This is a genomic window from Bacillus sp. RC251, assembly GCF_044908765.1.
GTDB lineage: Bacteria > Bacillota > Bacilli > Bacillales > Bacillaceae_G > Bacillus_A > Bacillus_A wiedmannii.
Genome location: NZ_JBIYDP010000001.1, coordinates 1,496,632 through 1,515,839, shown reverse-complemented (window position 1 = coordinate 1,515,839; position 19,208 = coordinate 1,496,632). Strand labels below are relative to the sequence as shown.

Here is a 19,208-nt window from a genome sequence, read left to right as displayed (position 1 = left end):
TTTTCCTTATCGGATAAATTAATAAAAATTATTTCCCTACACATTGCGATTACATGTTATATAAGGAAGCCCTTCTTTTTTCCATGCAAGAAATCCTCCCTTTAAATTCACTACTTCCTTTATACCTGCTCTTTGTAAAATACTAGCTGCTATAGCGGAACGCAATCCGGTTCGACATTGTAAAACTATTGGGCAATCTTTTGGTATACAATCTAGCTGCTTAAATAGATTTCCTAAAGGGATATGTATTGCATTATGAAGATGTCCTTCCTCCCACTCTTTTTTACTACGCACGTCGATTACCTTAACACTTCCACCTTTTATATGCGGATATAATTCGATTGATGTGTCTTCTTTGTAACTTTCTAATCTATTAAATCTTTGTATTACCTTTACAGGTACAAAAGCAATAATATTATCGAGCCCAATAGATTCAAAGTCTCTAATAACTTCCTCCACTCTAACCTTTTCCTCATCTAGAACGATTAAAGTTTCTGTTTTATAATCTAGTAACCATCCACACCAAGTTGTAAAGGAATTGTTATGCGGTATGTTAATTGATTTCTCGATGTGACCAGAAGCAAAACTCTCTACCTCCCTTATATCAACTATTTGCTGAACGCTTGTCATAACTTCTTGAAGTTTTTCTACTGTATCAATAGCAATAACTTCTCTCTTCTTACGAATTGGAGGACCAGACTTATTTAAATTCTTCATTAATGAAAAATACTTTGGAGGCTCTGGTTGTCCCCTCAATAAAGTCGATACAAAATCACTTTCTTCATTACACTGAAATGCCCAATTGAACATCTTTTCATAACCTAATGTAGAAGTTGGAATTGCTCCTAATGCTTTTCCACATGCGCTTCCTGCACCATGTGATGGCCATATTTGCAAATAATCAGGGAGTATTTTTATTTTTTGTATAGAATTAAATAATTGTTTCGCTCCTATTTTTGCAGTATTTTTCATACCTACAGCAGTTTCTAATAAATCCGGTCTTCCTATATCTCCTACAAATATAAAATCACCTGTGAATATTCCCATTGGCTTTTCATTCGTATAATTATTTTGACTTGTATCCGTTACTAAAAAAGAAATACTTTCAGGCGTATGCCCTGGGGTGTGAATTACATTAAATTTTATATGACCTATTTTAAACTCTGTGCCCTCTCTAACCAATTTGTATCGACCTTCGTTAAGATATTGATATTTCCAATCACAATCTCCTTCATCAGATACATATAACTTTGCATCATAAAGATTAGAAAGTTCTCTAGACCCAGAAAGAAAATCTGCATGAATGTGAGTTTCAGCCGCAGCAATTACTTCCATTCCCTCTTTCTTAGCAAATTCTATATATTGTTCTATATAGCGACCTGGATCAATTACAATTGCTACGCCTTCCTTCTGACAACCGACCAAATAGGAAGCATGTGCTAATTTTTCATCATAAAAATATTTTAAAAGCATAGCTATTCCCTCCAAATAGTTATTTCAAAGTACTTTTCAATTTGTATAACTGCTTTCTATCTTCTCCTATAGCATCCCTTTCAACATAAAATTCCAATACATATAGGGCAACATATATCTTTTAAGTAAAAACATACTATATCGTTCTTTCGCTTGATTAAACGGAAATGTTTCTTGAGGCTCATGTTCATAGTTAAATTCAGCGAGTATAAGACTTTTATAACCTGTAACAATCGGACAGGATGTATATCCATCATATTTAGCATGCAAGTCTCTTCCGTTAAGTACGTCCATAATATTTTGTTTTAAGACAGGTATTTGTTTTCGAATTGCCGCTCCAGTTTTAGAGGTGGGTAAATTGGTACAATCTCCAAGTCCGAAAATATTCTTATACTGTACATGCTGCAAAGTATAAGGGCTTATATCTACCCACCCCTGAGAATCACTTATCTCACTCTCTTTAATAAAATTAGGTGGCCCCATTGGTGGAACAACATGGATCATACTGTATGGTACAGTTTCTCTTTTCAGTGTTTGCGTATCTTCAAAAATTGCTTCTCTTTTTCCGGCAATAATTTCTACTAAATTTTTATTATAATTCGTTATAATTTGCTTTCTTTCTAGTACTTGTTCTAATGTATTAGCATAACGTGGAACCTGAAATATATTAGCGTTCGCCGTATAAAACATTACTTCACTTTTGTTTCTTACACCGCTATTACAAAAATACTCTTCTGCTAAATACATAATCTTTTGTGGAGCACCACCGCATTTAATAGGAGTGTTTGGGTGGGTAAAAACTGCATTTCCTCCTTTAAATTTTTCAATTTCTCTCCAAGTAGAATCAACATATTTATAAGAGTAATTGCTACAAACCCCATTAGTCCCAATAGACTCCTTCAAGCCTTTAATACCATCCCAATTTATTTGTATACCGGCTGCTACAATAAGAATTTCATACTCAAGCAGCAGTCCATCATCTAAAAGTAGCTTATTTTCTTCCGGAAACAACTTAACGACACTTTTAGGAATCCACGTTGCACCTTTTGGAATAAGCACTTCTTGATCACGCATCGTACTTTCCTTTGAAACAATTCCTCCCCCTACTAAACTCCATAGTGGTTGGAAATAATGTTTTTTTGATGGATCAATAATTGCTATATCTTCTTTCAATAGGGGTACATTTCGTAACAAATGTGCAGTAGAAGATATTCCTGCCGTCCCAGCACCAATTACAATAATTTTATAACTATCTCTGGTCTTCATTATCCTCTTCCCATCTAAATTTGATTTTTAAAACAACTAATTCGCAGCCGTATTTTCATTGTATTAACATTATTATAAGTTAAAAGCACCACATATTTATCTGAATCAAATGAAAATTTTGTTAATTTTACCATCGATATTACTTTATGCGTAAATCCCCTATGCTACTTCCATCTTTTATATTTTTCAATACTAGTCTTTACCCGATCTTACTTTTATTTCAGTTTCTCTCTACGCTCAAAGCTATCTTTAAAGACCCATGTGATTTCATATGTAAAAAAGCCCCTTTTTCATCTAAAGGAGGCTAAGGATTATTCTTATTAAGCTAACACTTTGAGGTATCCCTAAAACAAAAATTTTATATAACTACAACCATTATTTATGAGAATTCAGGTCATTTTATTCGTTTTGAGGAACAATGAATTTCTTAGGTTGATGGGCATGAGACGCTACCCCAAAATACAAAAATCTCCTTCAAACAAAAGAAAGGCGCCTACGCACCTTTCTTTTGTAACTCACTTGTATTCTCTTAAGCATCCAAAATTCCTTCTGAATCACTTTAATGCATCATTATACGGACCTAATTGCTTTTTAGAAAAGTAATGAATTGTCTCCTTACTTTTCAGTAACATATTTCCTTTAATAATTAAAAAATAGGTAGCTACTAGAAAATAGATTAGTCCTAATATCCAATCCAAATTTGTAGCTAGATTGTGTAAAAGAACATATCTCATATATGCATAACCAATCGGAACATGTAGTAATACAACCGCACCTAATCCTGGGTTGTATATTGTTTTAGCCTTTATATTCGCAAAAATACCATGCCATATGAATTGAAAAAATCCCATTAAAATAGGTGCCAACCCAAGCCATATAATATTTGGAAAGAAAACCGGAAGTAAATAAAAAACATACGCAATCAAAATATTTATTACCATAGCAGATTGCGTGTTTAATGGATAGCGATCTGGTATATCACTTTTAAATATAACTACATTAAACAGACCAGCGAAATAACCCGGCCAACGATACTCTTCAAATTGATGCACTAAAATGGCTACAAAACTTAATGCTAACAGTACTTTTATTTCACTCATTTCTTCAAAATTTGCGACTAAACAACCTACGACAACAATTGCCATAACTAATCCTACATCACACCAATGCTTTCTAAAAAAACTAATCATCTCAATCACCCACTATCTCAATTTTTATAAAAATAGCGTTCAAATAGGAAATCAATTTGTTTTTCTACAGGCAGTATTCTTATGTCTGCCCCTGATTCAAGAATTGGCATCATTAATGCTGGAAGAAAAATGGATCCGAATATTTGCACTGTCAACATCATTAAAATTTCCTGATCCGTTTCATTTGTTATTTCACTCAAAATATCCTTCACTTTACTAAAACCAATCCTCTTCAAAAAATCTCCATATTCGTATTGAGATGTAAATACCGTAGTTCCCATTGCAATAATTTTCCTAACTAACTCAGGGTATTGCTGAATTACAAGTACATAATCAAGTAAAAATATTTTTAATCTTTCTTTTGCTGGCACATTAATATCATCTAAAATAGAAAAAGCGCCTTGAAAGCTAATTAATAAGACTTTAATCGTCTCATTAATCAACTTTTCTTTTGAGCCGAAATGGTAATTTACAAGCGCAATATTTGTATCTGACAATGCCGCAATTTTTCTTATTGTTACGCTTTCGAAGCCTTTGTCTTTAATTAACTCCAATGTTGTATTTAAAATCTTTTCTTTCGTAGATATGTTTTCATTTCCACTCAACTTATCTCCTCCTCTAAAATCCATCAATTAAACAATGTTTTAAACAATGTTTAATTTTATGGTATCACCTTCAATTTTTAATAACAACTTAATTCTTTCGACATTTCCAATGACCTATTTTTTTATCTTTGTTATTAAAGTTTATACATACATTTGAGAACGTCTTTGTTGTTTTCCAGCCCCTCAATAATGTGAGCAGTAGGTAATATTAATAAATAAACTGTTGTGTAAACAATCGTATCAACTAATATTATTTTCCTTCAAAAAGAAAAAAGATGAAGACAATTTTTTTATCCATCATATTAGTTGGTAACTAATGTATTACTGTGACCTGGTTTGACCTATCTTGGACTAAATCCCCTTAGTATAGATTTTTATTTTGTTATTAATAATTACGGTACATGAAATTATTGATAATAAAATAAAAAAAGCCCCCTGAAAGGAGCTACTTACATTACAAAACACTTAAGAAATCCTTCTAATAACAGCTCTACTTAAGATTTTGGGTATGGTGATCACTCATCCACCCTCTGTTTATTACGATAAACAATTGCTCTAAGACTATTCTCTTTCTGTGAATTATTTCAAGCTCTCTTGATTTTCTCTTTTTGTAAAATTTACCTCAAAACAAATTAACTAGATAACAAAACGTAAAATAACAATGCAGCTGCCTCTTGTCGTTTCATACTTTGTTTTGATAGATAATCTGCTGATCCATCTTCATTATATATAACCTCAGGACCTACTAAACGATGACCTACAATGTTTTTCACGGATTCTATTGCCCAATCATCAGTTTCTCCCTTTAATGTTGCATCTGCAGATGGCGCTCCTAACATTTTTAAATACTGCCAGGTAATCCATGCTGCTTCTTGTCTAGTAATTGCACGGTCTGGATGGAATTGTTCCCCTTCTTTTTCATATAAAATACCAATCTCATATAACTTTTGAATATGTGGTGCATACGGATGATTTTTCACATCAGAAAACACTGGTTCTTTTTTTGAAGGTGGCGTAAAGTAAGCAATTTGAGATAACCAATATGCAAATTCTGCTCGTGTAAGAGAAGATTCTGGAGTGAAATTCCCCTCCCTATTTGCTTGTAATACCTCGTATTGATGTAAAGGATTTATAAACTTAGCATACGGATGATTTTCATCTACGTCTTTAAATCTCTCGGGCTCACTTAACTTCACCGCTGAGCTGCCAGAGTTCCAATGTATCATTTCTTTCACAGTACCATCTTTGTGAAGTTTAAATGCCATATAATTTCCTTTTTCATCCTCAAATAGTAAAGGGTCTATTTGTTTTAGCTCCTGTTTACCATATACTTTATCACTTACATATAACTTTCCTTCACTTATGTTTACATGTGACATTAGGTTTTTTAATCTCAAATCTCGGTAAACACCTTCAAATTTCTTTAATTCTTCTTCATTAGGGTTTAAATATTCAGGCTTTGTTTTATCTGGGAAATAGTTATTCATAAAATCATCAAATACTTCAACAGGAAGTGCTGAACTATCTTTATTTGTAACAACAAAAACTCCAATTTTATGCTCTGGAATTAACCACATTAAAGATGAAAAGCCTGATATATTTCCACCTTTACCAAAAACATATTGCCCATTATGGCTTTGTGGTGAAAAGAACTCAAATCCGTATGTCATATTAGGGTATTTGGGATGTAAAGCAAATTTTGTTTTTTGCATATCTTCTGCGGTTTCTTTTTGTAGTAATTGGTTATTTTTAAATTTACCATTATTCAATTGAGCAATCATGAAATTGGCTACATCACTTCCTGTAGAAAACATACTGCCTTGTGGCATGTCTGTTGGTCTTGTTTGATAAAATGGGATGGCATTGCCTTTAGCATCATAGCCTGTTGCAAGCTTTTCTTTAATAAAATTAGTCATAACAAAACTACTATTATGCATTTCTAGAGGGTAAAAAATATTTTTGGCCATATATTTGTAAAAAGGTGTATTTGTCAAATTTTGAACAATATACCCTTGAAGCATAGAAGCGAAATTATCATATGTATATGTATCTCCTGGCATTCTCACTACTGTGGGCATATTTTCTTCTACATAGTCTTTAAGCATTGTATAATCATTATCTTGATAATGGATATCCTCTGGTCTTGGATCTACGTAATCAAACCCTGTTGTATGGGTAAGTAAATGCTCCATTGTAACTGGTTCACCCATGTTATTTTGGTACTTTAATCCCCCCATATAATTTACTATATCTTTATTTAAATCAATTTTTCCTTGTTCAACTAACTGCATGACAGCACTAGCAGTAAAAACTTTTGATATTGACGCTAATCGAAAAACTGTTTTTTTAGGATCGATAGGAGTATTCTTTTCTTTATCGGAAAATCCGAATCCCTTTTGAAATAAAATTTGATTATCCTTTACAACGACAAGAGCTACACCAGCTGCATTTTCTTTTTTCATTTTCTCTGGAATTACTTTATTGGTGAATGCTTCTACATCTTTAGGATTTAATGTTATAGGTGCAACAGTTTCGGCTTTTGAATAATTGCTCCCCAGAAAAACTAACAAAAAACAAACACTTACAGCTACTAACCTTTGAAAATAAATTTTCATTCTTTTGTTCCTATTCCCCAAATTATTTCCCCCTTTAAAACTAGATTTATTGATTATTCATCTATAAGTTCACCAACCATATTCTACCATTATATAGGTATTTTTTCTAATTTTTTCTATTCTGTCATTTATTAACCGTTCCGCTTTTGAATTAGTATATATATATCATTAGGTCTTAGTTGTAGAGTGTGCTATAGCATACAAAAAAGCGGGACCGCCTTTAATATAGACTTTTATCGGCAGGTTTTCATAACATCCTACTTAGAGAAAACACCCATCCTTTATTATCAATAAAATTGGATGGGTATTTTGTAACGCATTACTTATTTTATTCTTACTGGGTACTAAGAGATCTAAAATGATATCTTAGGTTTTCAATTGTCATTTAAAATCTATTAACTGTATATATCTTTCTCTATATTCTTTAACAACATTTCTAACCTATCCTTAGTAACTTGATTATAATGTGGATTTAATTCCTTTATTATGAATTCAAGTAACTCATAGCTTATGTATTCACCCAATTCCAGTGAATACTGTTCAGCTAAAAAAGACTTAATTTTTTAGAGATATCAACCTAATCCTTTTTACTTATCTTTATCTCCATTCGATAACAAACCCCTCTTAGATTAATCTTAAATGCTAATTAAAATAACTTTTTAATACTTATGAAAATATGTTTTTACTACCTTATTGTATATACAACAAGGTAACCTTTTCATGTCATAACATTCAATCAACTGAGAACTGGTCACTGGTGCAAATCATTTTTATTGTTGAAGTATCTCTGTTTTATATATTACACATTACAATATTTAAAAAAAACTCCAAATACAGAATTTTTAACTTTATCAATCTTTTTGGAAATCCCAAATATAATTATCTTTTTCACATTATAAAAATTTTTCTATAAATTTTTCATATTTTCTACTTTTTTGGCACTTTCATTACTGTAAGTGGAAATTTTTCTCATTTTTAAAATAATACAACCTAAACTAAATGCGAAAAGTGAAAATATCCCAAAAGTAACCTTTATAGTATTTAAGGACAGACTCCAGCTAATTAGAAAAGATACTAGTGCCCCCCCTAAACTGGCCGATGCAATAAATAAACTAGTCACTTCATCAATATTATTTTCCATAATACGGGAAGCTAAGATTAATGTTATTGGAAAAACACCCGCTATAACTAAACCAATAATGAAGATGATAAACAAATACATACCTGTACCTTGAACAAAGGGGAATAGAAATAATAGAATCACTAATGTAAAGCAACTAGATGTAATGTATGTCCAATAATTAAATTTATGAGCAAACTTACCTACAAGTATTCTTCCTATAACTATGGCTAGCCAAAAACAAGATATACTTACTGAACTGATTAATTCATTATTGGTAAGAATCATTATTGTAGATAAAAAATTTGCAAGATTGGTTTCTATGCCTGCATATAAGAATGCAAAAAGTGAAATAAATACTATAACTTTAATCTTTTCACTTTTAAATTTAAGAGTGAATGAGGAAAGGGATGCTCCTCCCTTTTCATTTTTTTGAGGAGAAAAATTTAGAAATTTTGTACGTCCAAGCATGTACCAAACAAATAGTGTAAAAATAAAGAATAGTAATATCCCATAAAGAATAAAATACCATTCATAAAATTTTGTAATATAATTAACTAGTAACGGAAACCCTAGCGCCCCAACCCCAAACCATACTTCGAGAATACTAAATTTAGCAGCACTATTCCTTTCTGCTGAAATAATAAAGGAACCCACCGTAGTTTCTAACAAACCTGCTCCATAGCCTAATACAAAGCAAATAACGGCTAAATATGCCCATTCTTTAATATATATAAAACCTCCTAGGACGATGGACATTACTAAAACACCTAATGTTATTGTTTTAAAGTAATGATACTTTCTTACTAGTATGGGTGAACTTAGAACACCAAATAAAAAACCCGTAAATTGAAAAAATATTAAAACACCTAATTGATCAGGGGTTCTTCCATAATATTGTATTAATGAAGGAATTAAACTACCTATGCAAACATGTATTATTCCTACAATAAAATAAAACAAGCAACCATAATAAAATATTAACCGCACCTTTTCTCAACTCCAATCCAAAATAAAAACAGGGATTTAAGTAAAAGTTTTAAACCCCTGTTTTTACCATAAAACTAAATAGTTGCTACAGATCGTTCTTTATTACTACTGCTTTTATCAAAAAACATATCCAATATTACTTGTGAACGAAATCCATCTTCAAATGTTGCTACAGACTTATTTGGCCCACCTTCCGCAGCCTTAGCCCATTCTATAATTTCACTTCTAAAAGAATCAGACCATTCAAAAATCTCGTTTTCTGGATCGACTAGTAAAGGTAATGGTAACGGGATTTCATGTTTTTCCAATCCATCAAAGAGTATATATTTATTTGGCTCTTTAGAAGAATACTTATATTCTTTCTTCGTACCTATTACCTCTATACTAAAACCACAATCGTCAAGAAATGAACTTTTAGATGTTGTAATATTAACAAAAACCTTATTTTTCAATTGGCCATAAACCTCAGCATAGTCATCAACAAAAACTGGTTTACTTTCTTTTTCCTTAACATTTGTTTTAATTTTAGTTCGAACAGTATCCTCTCTAAAATCACTCTCAAATAAAAACCATAATAAATCTATTAGATGAATTCCTAAATCTCCCAAGGCCCCGCTAGTTCTATTACTTTGAAAATCATCTCGCCAAGTAAACGAAGTTCTCCTAAAAGCGCTATTCTTTTTAAAATGCAATCTTACCACTACTATTTCCCCTAATTCTTCATTTTGAATTAATTGTTTTAAAGCCTTAACATAAGATAGGTGGCGATAGTTAAACCCCATTGAAGCGACTAAATTAGTATTTTTTGCTATTGTCATCATGTATTTTGCTTCTTCACAAGAAATTGCCATTGGCTTTTCACATAACACATGTTTGTTTTTTAATAACGCTTGAACCGCTTGAGATCTATGACAAAAATTCGGTGAAGATATTATTACCCCATCAACTACTTCAAGTAACTCTTCATAGCTATTAAAAACCTTCCCACCAAAATTCCCTACCAACTTTTGGGCATTCTCATTATTAACATCATATACTCCAACTAATTTACAACTATCAACAGTTGATAATGCTCTAGAATGAGCTCTTGCAATACTTCCTGCACCTATAATTCCAATATTCATTATATGAACATCCCCTTTTAATTAATAATGTGCTTTAGAGTATTTAAAATTCCAATCGAGTATTCACCTTCAGCTAACATTGAGTGTGTGTGTTTGGCTTCTTCTGTTGCATTTTCTACTAAATAACCATGTCTTACAGCTTGTAGCATTCTTAAATCATTCCCACTATCTCCAAAAGCAATAGCATTTGTTTTATCTAGTTCGTACTTGTCTAAAATAAACTTCACTATCTCATCTTTACCTGTTCCAAGTGGAATAAAATCTACATCATAGCAATTTTCTGGATCACCAGCTAGTGGATTACATTTGTTAATATTAACTCCCACTTGGAATATTTCTCCGATTTCTTCTATCTTTTCTAAATTCTTTGCATCAATAAATTCATTTTGCTCTTCATAATAAAAATTAAATTTGTACTTAGAACTTCCTAATTGTGTCTGAGGTCTTAAAAAAATTTCATATTTTGATTCTAGCAATTTAAGAATTCTTTCAATCTTTGAAGAATCAAAACCACCCCCTATAATTCTCTCCTCCCAAATTTGATCATCTATAGTAGTCCCATTACTATCAAAGTACGTTATTTCTGTACCTAACCCACTCGCCACAAAATGAGGGAAATACTGAATACCACCCTTTTTCATTTTTTCAACAATTGATTCTAAACTACTTCCCGTTACCCAACCAATTACTAAATCCCCTTTACTTCCCTGTTCATACAAATACTTTTCTAACACTTTCATATTGCTTCTTTTAGAATCATCCATGTTATGAGGATAATAAGTTTCATCAAAATCACAGAACACTACATATTTAGGATTTTTAACCTGTGGTAGTCTTTCAAAATTTAAAGACTTTAAAACTTCATTACTTATTGACATTGAATAATCCCTCCAAAACGAAATTTTGCTCTTCTAACATCATATTTGGGTGTAAAGGTAAATGTAATATTCCTTTATGAACTTGCTCTGTATTTAATATATTGTTTTGCAAATTATTTTCCTTTGTCCACTTAGTATTTTGTTTATGAGATAATACCGGATAATAAATATCTGTTTCAATGTTATACATTTGGTACAATTTATTTTTCAACTCGTCTCTTCTTCCATTTTCAACTCTAATCGGAAAAAGGTGCCAGACATTATCTTCTGTCATCATAGGTAGCTTAATTAATTCTCTATCCTCTAATTCCTTTAAATCACGTATATATCGTTGAGCTAAATATGCTCTTTTTAAATTGTTATATGATAAGTACTTAATTCTTTCCAAACCAATAGCTGCTTGCAAATTATCAATTTTAGAATTGAATCCAAAGTCTAATACCTTTTTATTTTTTTTATCAATCTCAAATCCATGATAACTATATTGATTGCAACGAATTGCAAGAGTTTCATTATTAGTAACTATTGCACCTGCCTTACCACATACACCAAAATTCTTATATGGATTAAAACTAAGGACAATTATATCTCCATATTCTCCAAGATTTGAAGAACCAATAGCTTGACATGCATCTTCAATAACTGTTAATTGATATAGATCCGCAATTTCACGAATTTTTTTCATTTCACATTGTTTACCATACAAATGTACAGGTAAAATGCATTTAGTTTTTTTGGTTATAGCTTCTTCTATTTTAGATGGATCAATACAATAACTCTGCTGATCTATATCTACAAATATAGGTTTTGCTCCGACTGCTAACACGGCATTTTCAGTAGCAGCAAAACTATTAGCTGGCATAATTACTTCATCCCCCGGCTGGATACCGATAGATAACAATGACACCATAAGAGCATCTGTACCACTACTTGTTGCAATTACAAACTTTTTATTCAAATAACTACCGATTACTTCTTCTAGTTTTTTTGAAAATGGTCCACTTGTGAATTGACCTGTCGGTAAAACATCTTTTAAAACCCCTATAATTTTTTCAACCTCATCTTGAGAAATCAACCGATTAACTGGCATAAATTCTATTTTCTGTATATTTTTTCTGCTATAATTGAAAATATCTTTTTCTATATCAATATCTATTTTCAATTTGTTTTCTCTAAATAATTTCTCTTTCATCTTGTGATTCGGTAATATATTACTAATTTCAAATTCTTTTTCTTTTGTTTCCCCCTGTAGGCACTTTAATAAAGCTAAATTGTCTTTACTATGTCCAGAAATTGTAGTAAGAGTTTTCATGTTAAATCACCTCTAAGAAATTATTTTGAAAATCATGAGTAGACTATATTTTATGTTATCGATTACATGTCAACATATTTTTTACGGAGGGTTTCTCTATGGTAACAATTAATGAAATAGCTAAATTATGTAATGTATCAAATGCTACGGTTTCAAGGGTTCTAAATAATCATCCTTATGTAAATTCAGAAAAACGTGAGAAAATAATAAAAGTAATGCAAGAATTCAACTATACTCCTAGTTCTATTGCTAGGAATCTTAGGATAAATAAGACACAAACCATTGCTCTATCAATTCCAAATATAGATCATCCTTTTTTCGGAAAATTAGCTAGAGAAATTTCTAAAGAATTATTAAAACACAATTACAAATTGCTAATTTATCAGACTTTTTATGAGAAAAAAATAGAACTAGAATTACTTTCATTACTAAAGAATAAAGCTGTAGATGGTGTAATTCTCGCATCCCTAGAAAATAGTTGGGAAAATATAGAGCATTATTTAGCATATGGGCCCATATTACTTTGTAATGAGTATGAGGAAAATGCACCTATTCCAATAATTTGTTACGATGAATTTGAAGCTGGATACAAAGCTGTTAAACATTTAATAAACAAAGATCATAAAAAAATTGGCTTTTGTTTTGATTCTCTTAATAGTCAAGCACAATTAAAACGCCAACAAGGATATTTGCATGCCTTAAAAGAAAAGCAATTACCATTCAATAAAAATTGGCTGTTTGGAGATGCAATTACTATTAAAGATGGATTTAGAATTTTTGAGAAATTAGATAAATTAAAAGATAGACCTACTGCATTATTTACTGGAAATGATCAAGTTGCTGCTGGAGTCATTAAAGGAGCTACTATAAAAGGATATTCTATTCCAACTGACTTAGCTGTTTGTGGTTATGATAATCAATTAATTTGTACAGTTACAACTCCAACAATTAGTACCATTGATATTCCAATTGTTGAACTGAGTAAACGTACCGTTAACGAGATTCTACTATATATAAATACAGATGAATCTATTAAACGTAAAATTATTGAATATCCTACAAACTTAATTATCCGTGAATCGACATAATTAAAACAAAAGTTTCTGCTTAAACTTATCTAATAAATAAAAATAAAAAGAGGACGTAAATAATAATGCGTCCTCTTTTTATATCAAATTAAAATAATCCATCAAAATGCTTTTCACGAAGCTAGATAGATAATGTTTTTAAGAAAGATAAGAACTTACATATTAGCTGTTACAATAGGTGGCATCACATAATTCACACCTATTACAAGCATTACATATCACTCATATACCGTTACCTTTTTTAGATATATATAATGATTAAAAATTGTGAAATTTTATAGCATTATGTAAAACATTTAATATCAAATATATTACATTCACTATGAAATTAGTTTGTTTATAGGATTTCTATAGATAAACAAGGTACTAAATTGACTCTTAAGAAGTCATTACTATTACATTTATCTAAAAATTGAAAAAACATGTGTAGATAGATATCATCTTAAATACATATATAATTAAATTTAATTCTCTGACATAATTCCACATAATTCTTAAACCAGTTTTTTGTGCATTATTAAATAAAATATTGCACAATGTCAGTTTTTAAAAGATTATATATCAAAACTTTAAGAGAGGAAGAAAAACTATGAAGATAAAAAGAAAAATCATGATGACAACAGCACTTGCAGCTACATTAGCTACAGGTGCACTACCAACTACATCAGTGTTTGCTGCAGAAAAAGAGGCTCCTATCCAACAAAAAGAGGCTCAAATGAGTATTCAACCATTAGCACAAAATAATTTAGAAACAGCTGTTAATGCTGCCTTAAATGGTCCAGAAGTCAAAAAAATAAAAGTATTTGAGCATGAATTTAACGTAAAAGAAATAGAAGTAGTAAATTTAGGTGCAGGAAAAAAATATGTTAAGGGACAAATTTCTCATCATTTAAGTTTCCGTCCAGATGATCAATTTTATTATGAGTTTACTGTGCAAGATCGAAAGGTAGTAGATAAGCCTGTATTTAATATTGATAGAGGTGGTTGGACACCATTTGCTGCTCCACTTTTATCAATTCTTGCTGCGTATAATGGAATTCCAGTTAATCCAAATGATTTAAATACACTTGGTCAGCAGATTGGTAAAGTTATAGATGGAAGCTGGGAACATGCAGCCCAATCTATCGCAACTGTAGTTAGTCTAAGTTTTAATGAGTAGAATGTTTTAATTTTTATTAGCATTGTAGGGACCACTTTTCCTAAATAGCCTTGTTATAAGTAATTCTGAAACAGCTATAAATAGATTTTTACCGCTCACTCACATTATCTTAGTTTGTTAACCACCTTATCATTCATAATATGTCACAAAATAGAAGTCTTTTTAAGGCTTCTGTTTTGTTTGTATGCAATACAGCAACAAGCTTGTTTTTTATCTATCTTTGCTTCAATTCTTTAAGAGTCCGTTTGGCTATTAGATATAATTTATTGCAGTAAACTAATAATATCTCAAGTTAGCTCACTACCCCTTTTTTAATTACAAAAATTCATTACATTAGGAATAGAAAACAATAAATATAGTAAAAAACCATCTTATTATAGCTATTGTTTAAAGGTTAGGAGAGATAAAATGAACAAAATAAAAATGAAAAATTTCTTTAAAGTTAGCATCCTCACTTGTTTTACACTAGCAAATTTAGGTACACCATCTACTATTTTAGCTGATAGTAATCCAGGTTATTCCTATGAATCCAATATAGGTTATCAAAATCCATCATGGATGTCAGAAGTAGCAGATTCAACAAAATTAAGTGAACTATCTATTCCAGGAACTCATGGTACAATGGCTTTACATGGAGCAAGTTTTCTTGATGAAAATTTGACAAGAAATCAAACTATGAGTCTATCCCAACAATTAAATTCCGGAATTCGATATGTAGATATGCGTGTTAAACGTGTAAAAGATTCTTTTGCAATGTATCATGGCGTTGTAAATCAAAAAGCTGTGTTTGAAGATGTATTAAAAGAGACCATTCAATTTTTAAAAGATCATCCAACAGAAACAATATTAATGCGCTTAAAAGAAGAAACTACTCCTGAAAGTGGATCTCTATCATTTGAGGAGATATTTTTAAAATATAAAAACGTTAATGCTTCATATTTTTGGGATCCTAATTCCGTACCAACTTCAGATAGAAATAACCCTACTTTAGGAGATACCCGCGGGCAAATTGTAATCTTACAAAACTTTACATCCTCTCAATTGTACGGGATTGATTACGAAGGTTTGAATATACAAGATAAATTTGAAATTGGAAGCGGACCAGACGAAATATATACAAAATGGATTGCGATAAAAAACCATCTACAAAATACAAATACTAACTTTAATAATGGAAAAATTTATCTCAACCATTTTAGTGGTACGGGAGGCGCAGCCGCATTTTTAAATAATGTATATCCTTGGTTTGTTGCAAGCGGAAAAGAGAGCAGAAATACTGACAGTAGTCCTAAATTGATTCAAGCGAATTCCACTAGTGCGTGGAGTGATTTCCCTCGCGATAGAAACGGACAAGTATACTATGGGGGGATGAATACACTTGGGACCGAACTCTTACAACAAGGCGCAATTAAACATTCTGGTATCATCGCAGCTGATTTTCCCGGTCCAGGTTTAATTGATAGTATCATTAAATTAAATGGTATACATTCAAATGAAAAAGAAATATTAATTTCACAAATATCATCTGAATCTAGTCCTTTATCCGGACAAAAAAATCGATCCAGTCAGAACTTTAAAATTGATAGTTTACCTGTAGGTACCAAAGAATTAAAATGGGTTATTGAACCTTCAGAAAAAGATCATCCTTCTACTATCTCTTTCAATGTAATGATTGATGTTTCCCTAGGTACCGATTCTATTCGTTGGAAAAATATCTCACATGGATCTAGGACTGAAGCTTACACAAATACTAAATATTATATCGCAAGTCCAATTGGTACGACTAACAAATTCACTGTGAAAATATACGCTATTACAAATTAGAAAAAAAGAATCCCAATGGTATTCCACTGGGATTCTTTTTTGATTTCATTTCATAAATATTAGATGAAGATTAAATGTATTAGTATATCATTTAAACCATTAAGGGATTTATATATGGAACGACCCTTTACTTTCAAAGAAAAAAGCAAAAATGTTAGCTACATTTTCCTACTTATCATTTATTTAAAATTGGCTTCCAAAGCGATAGGGCAAAAATCCAATTTGTGTCACCTTTGCCTTGATAATCTTGAACTGCTTCATACACTTTTCCCTCATGTAGTACTCTATCACCTTTAGTATACGCTTTTCTCGCATCCCATTTTTCATATGTGGAATCCTCTGACTTTGTTGTTACATTCAAAATATCACTTCTACTAGATTCATTTCTAGCTAAATCAACCGCCGTCACTACATATTTATACGATGTATTAGCCTTTAATTCTTTATCCATAAAGGATGTATTATCTGTTGTCCCAATTTTACTCATAACTCCAGCGCTTTCCCTATATACAATATAATGGTCTACACCTACATTATCTTCAGACGGACTCCACATCAAGTCAACAGTTGTTGCTGTTGTACTCATACTATGTAATCCTTTCGGTTGAGTCGGAGCTTCTATATCTGGGACTTCATTTGTTGTCTTAACTTTTAGCTCTTCACTTTCTTTTGATACGTTCCCAGCAGAGTCTAATGCCTTTATTGTATAGGTATATTCAGTATTTGCTTTTAGTTTTTTATCAATAAATGTTGTACCTGGTATCGTATCAATTACTTCTCCATTGCGTAACACTTGATATTCTTTTACACCTATATTATCCGTAGAGGCCTTCCATGTTAGTGCAACACTATTGGCAACAACTTTAGACGCATTTAATCCAGTTGGTTGACTTGGAGCTACTGTATCGGGAGTTTCATTATTTACTAGATTTACATCAATTACATTATAAAACGCATTTGACGTATCTGCTACATCCCATACAGCTAAAATAACATGATAACCATTTCGATCAGTTGGTACATTAATTGTATGTGTTAAATTATTTGATGCGGCAGAACCGTCATGTTTCACAGTTCCAATTGGCTCTAATTCAGCACGTGTTAATGGTTTATTAGGATCCCATCCCTTTTTTGTAATGTAGTAATGCCATTTACTTGTAAGATGTGCAGCTGTATATTTCCATGTAAATGTATTTGCTCCACCCTTAATCGTATTTTTGAACCAGCGATTTGATGTTTGTTGGTCAAGATTTCCTCCAAACAGTCCTCCTGCCGAAGCGATTTTCCCATCAATCGGTCCACCATCTGGAAATCCTTTAGGCGCTTCTAAACTTTGAGGTTCGTACATTATATTTCCACAATTTAAATTTAATGCTCCATAATTCTGACTACATAAAGCAGCACGACTGGTTGGCTTTTCAACAAATCCATGTGCATACGCACTTTGAGGAATCATTGTAATCGCCGTCACCCCTGCAGCTAAAACACAAGCACCAATTCCTTTTTTACTTTTTATTAATCTTTCAAATTTAGAAGTAAATTTCAAATTCATTCTTGTCCCCCCAATATATTATTGTTATCGCTAATATAATAGCAATATAAAGATAAACGAACAAATTACTAGTAAATATACTATTATCATTCAAACATTGGTACATTTATTATTATTTTTAATCTCATATAAAAATAAAATAAATACAATAACTCTATTTTGTAACATTATGTATTAATAGAGGAATAAAAAGCTTGCTTTATTTCACAAAAAATTCAAATATTAATTTGAAGAATTATATTTACCCTCATGCAGAAAAAATACAATTTTAAAGTAAAAAAGTCTGGAAGAAACTGATTATATCAGTCTCTTCCAGACTTCATATTTCTGCTATACAGCATATAAACAAGTCATTTCCAAGGCAAAATTCACACATATTTTCTAAACCTTAATAAACACATTAAATAATCTGTTTATATTCAAATGGTGAATGCGCACAAATTCTTTAATCTTAGATATATTCTCCTATAAAATACCTGAAACTAACTTAACTTTATAGCCCTTTTGAATGGCCATCTTCTCCCCCCTGTGAATCCTTACTTTAAACAAATCATCTAAAGATTGATAATGTAAGATATGAAAAAGAGAATTGACAATCCAATTCCCCCATAACATTATATTAATTTATTATGTCATTTTTACCTAATAAGGTACAGGAACAAACAAAAAACTTCAGTGTGCTCGTTATATAAATATAAACGTTCTTAGGGTGAAACGTTTAAAGGGTACTTTACTGAATTGTTATTAACTGCTCCTGTACCTAGTATTTAAATTAACTTATGTCAATATATTTTACAATACAAGTGTTAAACGTTACATATTTCTATATTTAATGATACATTTCATCAATATAGCCCCCTAATCTTTAGGCTAAATATAGAAATTTAGGCTCGTTAGGATTTAATTGTGGAATTCTCATCATTGCAAATGAATTGATTAGGCACATAACTGTCACAAATTAATCACTTTTCTATTTTTTTAACTATGAAAATTTTATTACCACTTCAATATT

At 31.1% G+C, this 19,208-nt stretch carries 13 protein-coding genes; 3 read left to right on the top strand and 10 right to left on the bottom strand.

Annotated elements, in window-relative coordinates; translation table 11 throughout:
• Positions 1-36: 36 nt before the first annotated feature.
• From ABH961_RS07625 to ABH961_RS07585, 9 genes are all read right to left on the bottom strand, one after another.
• Entirely contained in the window at positions 37-1,473 is a 1,437-nt protein-coding gene (locus ABH961_RS07625; RefSeq protein WP_098077108.1) for an MBL fold metallo-hydrolase, read from the bottom strand.
• 66 nt (positions 1,474-1,539) lie between these two features.
• Positions 1,540-2,739, bottom strand: coding sequence for an FAD/NAD(P)-binding oxidoreductase (locus ABH961_RS07620; protein ID WP_098077105.1), 1,200 nt, complete (start codon positions 2,737-2,739; stop codon positions 1,540-1,542).
• 554 nt (positions 2,740-3,293) lie between these two features.
• A complete protein-coding gene (locus ABH961_RS07615) occupies positions 3,294-3,938 on the bottom strand; it encodes an HXXEE domain-containing protein (protein ID WP_098049438.1) in 645 nt (214 codons plus the stop codon).
• Positions 3,939-3,946: 8 nt separating this feature from the next.
• Complete coding sequence (locus tag ABH961_RS07610) at positions 3,947-4,534, bottom strand: TetR/AcrR family transcriptional regulator (protein ID WP_098077103.1); 588 nt, start codon at positions 4,532-4,534, stop codon at positions 3,947-3,949.
• Positions 4,535-5,166: 632 nt separating this feature from the next.
• The gene (locus tag ABH961_RS07605; protein ID WP_404519321.1) at positions 5,167-7,149 is read right to left on the bottom strand and encodes a serine hydrolase domain-containing protein; all 1,983 of its coding nucleotides are present in this window, start codon (positions 7,147-7,149) and stop codon (positions 5,167-5,169) included.
• Positions 7,150-8,056: 907 nt separating this feature from the next.
• Complete coding sequence (locus tag ABH961_RS07600) at positions 8,057-9,259, bottom strand: MFS transporter (protein ID WP_098067822.1); 1,203 nt, start codon at positions 9,257-9,259, stop codon at positions 8,057-8,059.
• A 74-nt stretch (positions 9,260-9,333) separates the two neighbouring features.
• Complete coding sequence (locus ABH961_RS07595) at positions 9,334-10,383, bottom strand: Gfo/Idh/MocA family protein (protein ID WP_060488893.1); 1,050 nt, start codon at positions 10,381-10,383, stop codon at positions 9,334-9,336.
• 17 nt (positions 10,384-10,400) lie between these two features.
• On the bottom strand, positions 10,401-11,261 hold the full coding sequence (locus ABH961_RS07590; protein WP_098642372.1) for an HAD-IIB family hydrolase: 861 nt from the start codon (positions 11,259-11,261) through the stop codon (positions 10,401-10,403).
• Positions 11,248-12,573, bottom strand: a complete 1,326-nt coding sequence (locus ABH961_RS07585) for a DegT/DnrJ/EryC1/StrS aminotransferase family protein (RefSeq protein ID WP_098642371.1) — start codon at positions 12,571-12,573, stop codon at positions 11,248-11,250. The genes ABH961_RS07590 and ABH961_RS07585 overlap by 14 nt, the downstream gene beginning before the upstream one ends.
• 98 nt (positions 12,574-12,671) lie before the next feature.
• Here ABH961_RS07585 and ABH961_RS07580 point away from each other — a divergent pair, with 98 nt between their 5' ends.
• The 3 genes from ABH961_RS07580 to ABH961_RS07570 all read left to right on the top strand — a co-directional run bounded on the left by ABH961_RS07580 (position 12,672) and on the right by ABH961_RS07570 (position 16,644).
• On the top strand, positions 12,672-13,661 hold the full coding sequence (locus tag ABH961_RS07580; RefSeq protein ID WP_060488887.1) for a LacI family DNA-binding transcriptional regulator: 990 nt from the start codon (positions 12,672-12,674) through the stop codon (positions 13,659-13,661).
• Between the two features lie 589 nt (positions 13,662-14,250).
• Positions 14,251-14,820, top strand: coding sequence for a methyltransferase (locus ABH961_RS07575; protein ID WP_404519165.1), 570 nt, complete (start codon positions 14,251-14,253; stop codon positions 14,818-14,820).
• 408 nt (positions 14,821-15,228) lie between these two features.
• Positions 15,229-16,644, top strand: a complete 1,416-nt coding sequence (locus ABH961_RS07570) for a phosphatidylinositol-specific phospholipase C (protein WP_098642368.1) — start codon at positions 15,229-15,231, stop codon at positions 16,642-16,644.
• A 175-nt stretch (positions 16,645-16,819) separates the two neighbouring features.
• On the opposite strand, the gene ABH961_RS07565 is transcribed toward ABH961_RS07570, so the two are convergent.
• Positions 16,820-18,196 (bottom strand): lytic polysaccharide monooxygenase, encoded by a 1,377-nt coding sequence (locus ABH961_RS07565; RefSeq protein ID WP_404519163.1) that lies wholly within the window; start codon positions 18,194-18,196, stop codon positions 16,820-16,822.
• Positions 18,197-19,208 lie beyond the last annotated feature (1,012 nt).

What these genes read in the sequence shown, in the direction of transcription:
- ABH961_RS07585 (WP_098642371.1), bottom strand. Translation starts at nt 12,573, where the DNA reads ATGAAAACTCTTACTACAATTTCTGGACATAGTAAAGACAATTTAGCT.
- ABH961_RS07565 (WP_404519163.1), bottom strand. Translation starts at nt 18,196, where the DNA reads ATGAATTTGAAATTTACTTCTAAATTTGAAAGATTAATAAAAAGTAAA.
- ABH961_RS07595 (WP_060488893.1), bottom strand. Translation starts at nt 10,383, where the DNA reads ATGAATATTGGAATTATAGGTGCAGGAAGTATTGCAAGAGCTCATTCT.
- ABH961_RS07605 (WP_404519321.1), bottom strand. Translation starts at nt 7,149, where the DNA reads ATGAAAATTTATTTTCAAAGGTTAGTAGCTGTAAGTGTTTGTTTTTTG.
- ABH961_RS07620 (WP_098077105.1), bottom strand. Translation starts at nt 2,739, where the DNA reads ATGAAGACCAGAGATAGTTATAAAATTATTGTAATTGGTGCTGGGACG.
- ABH961_RS07580 (WP_060488887.1), top strand. Translation starts at nt 12,672, where the DNA reads ATGGTAACAATTAATGAAATAGCTAAATTATGTAATGTATCAAATGCT.
- ABH961_RS07570 (WP_098642368.1), top strand. Translation starts at nt 15,229, where the DNA reads ATGAACAAAATAAAAATGAAAAATTTCTTTAAAGTTAGCATCCTCACT.
- ABH961_RS07590 (WP_098642372.1), bottom strand. Translation starts at nt 11,261, where the DNA reads ATGTCAATAAGTAATGAAGTTTTAAAGTCTTTAAATTTTGAAAGACTA.
- ABH961_RS07625 (WP_098077108.1), bottom strand. Translation starts at nt 1,473, where the DNA reads ATGCTTTTAAAATATTTTTATGATGAAAAATTAGCACATGCTTCCTAT.
- ABH961_RS07575 (WP_404519165.1), top strand. Translation starts at nt 14,251, where the DNA reads ATGAAGATAAAAAGAAAAATCATGATGACAACAGCACTTGCAGCTACA.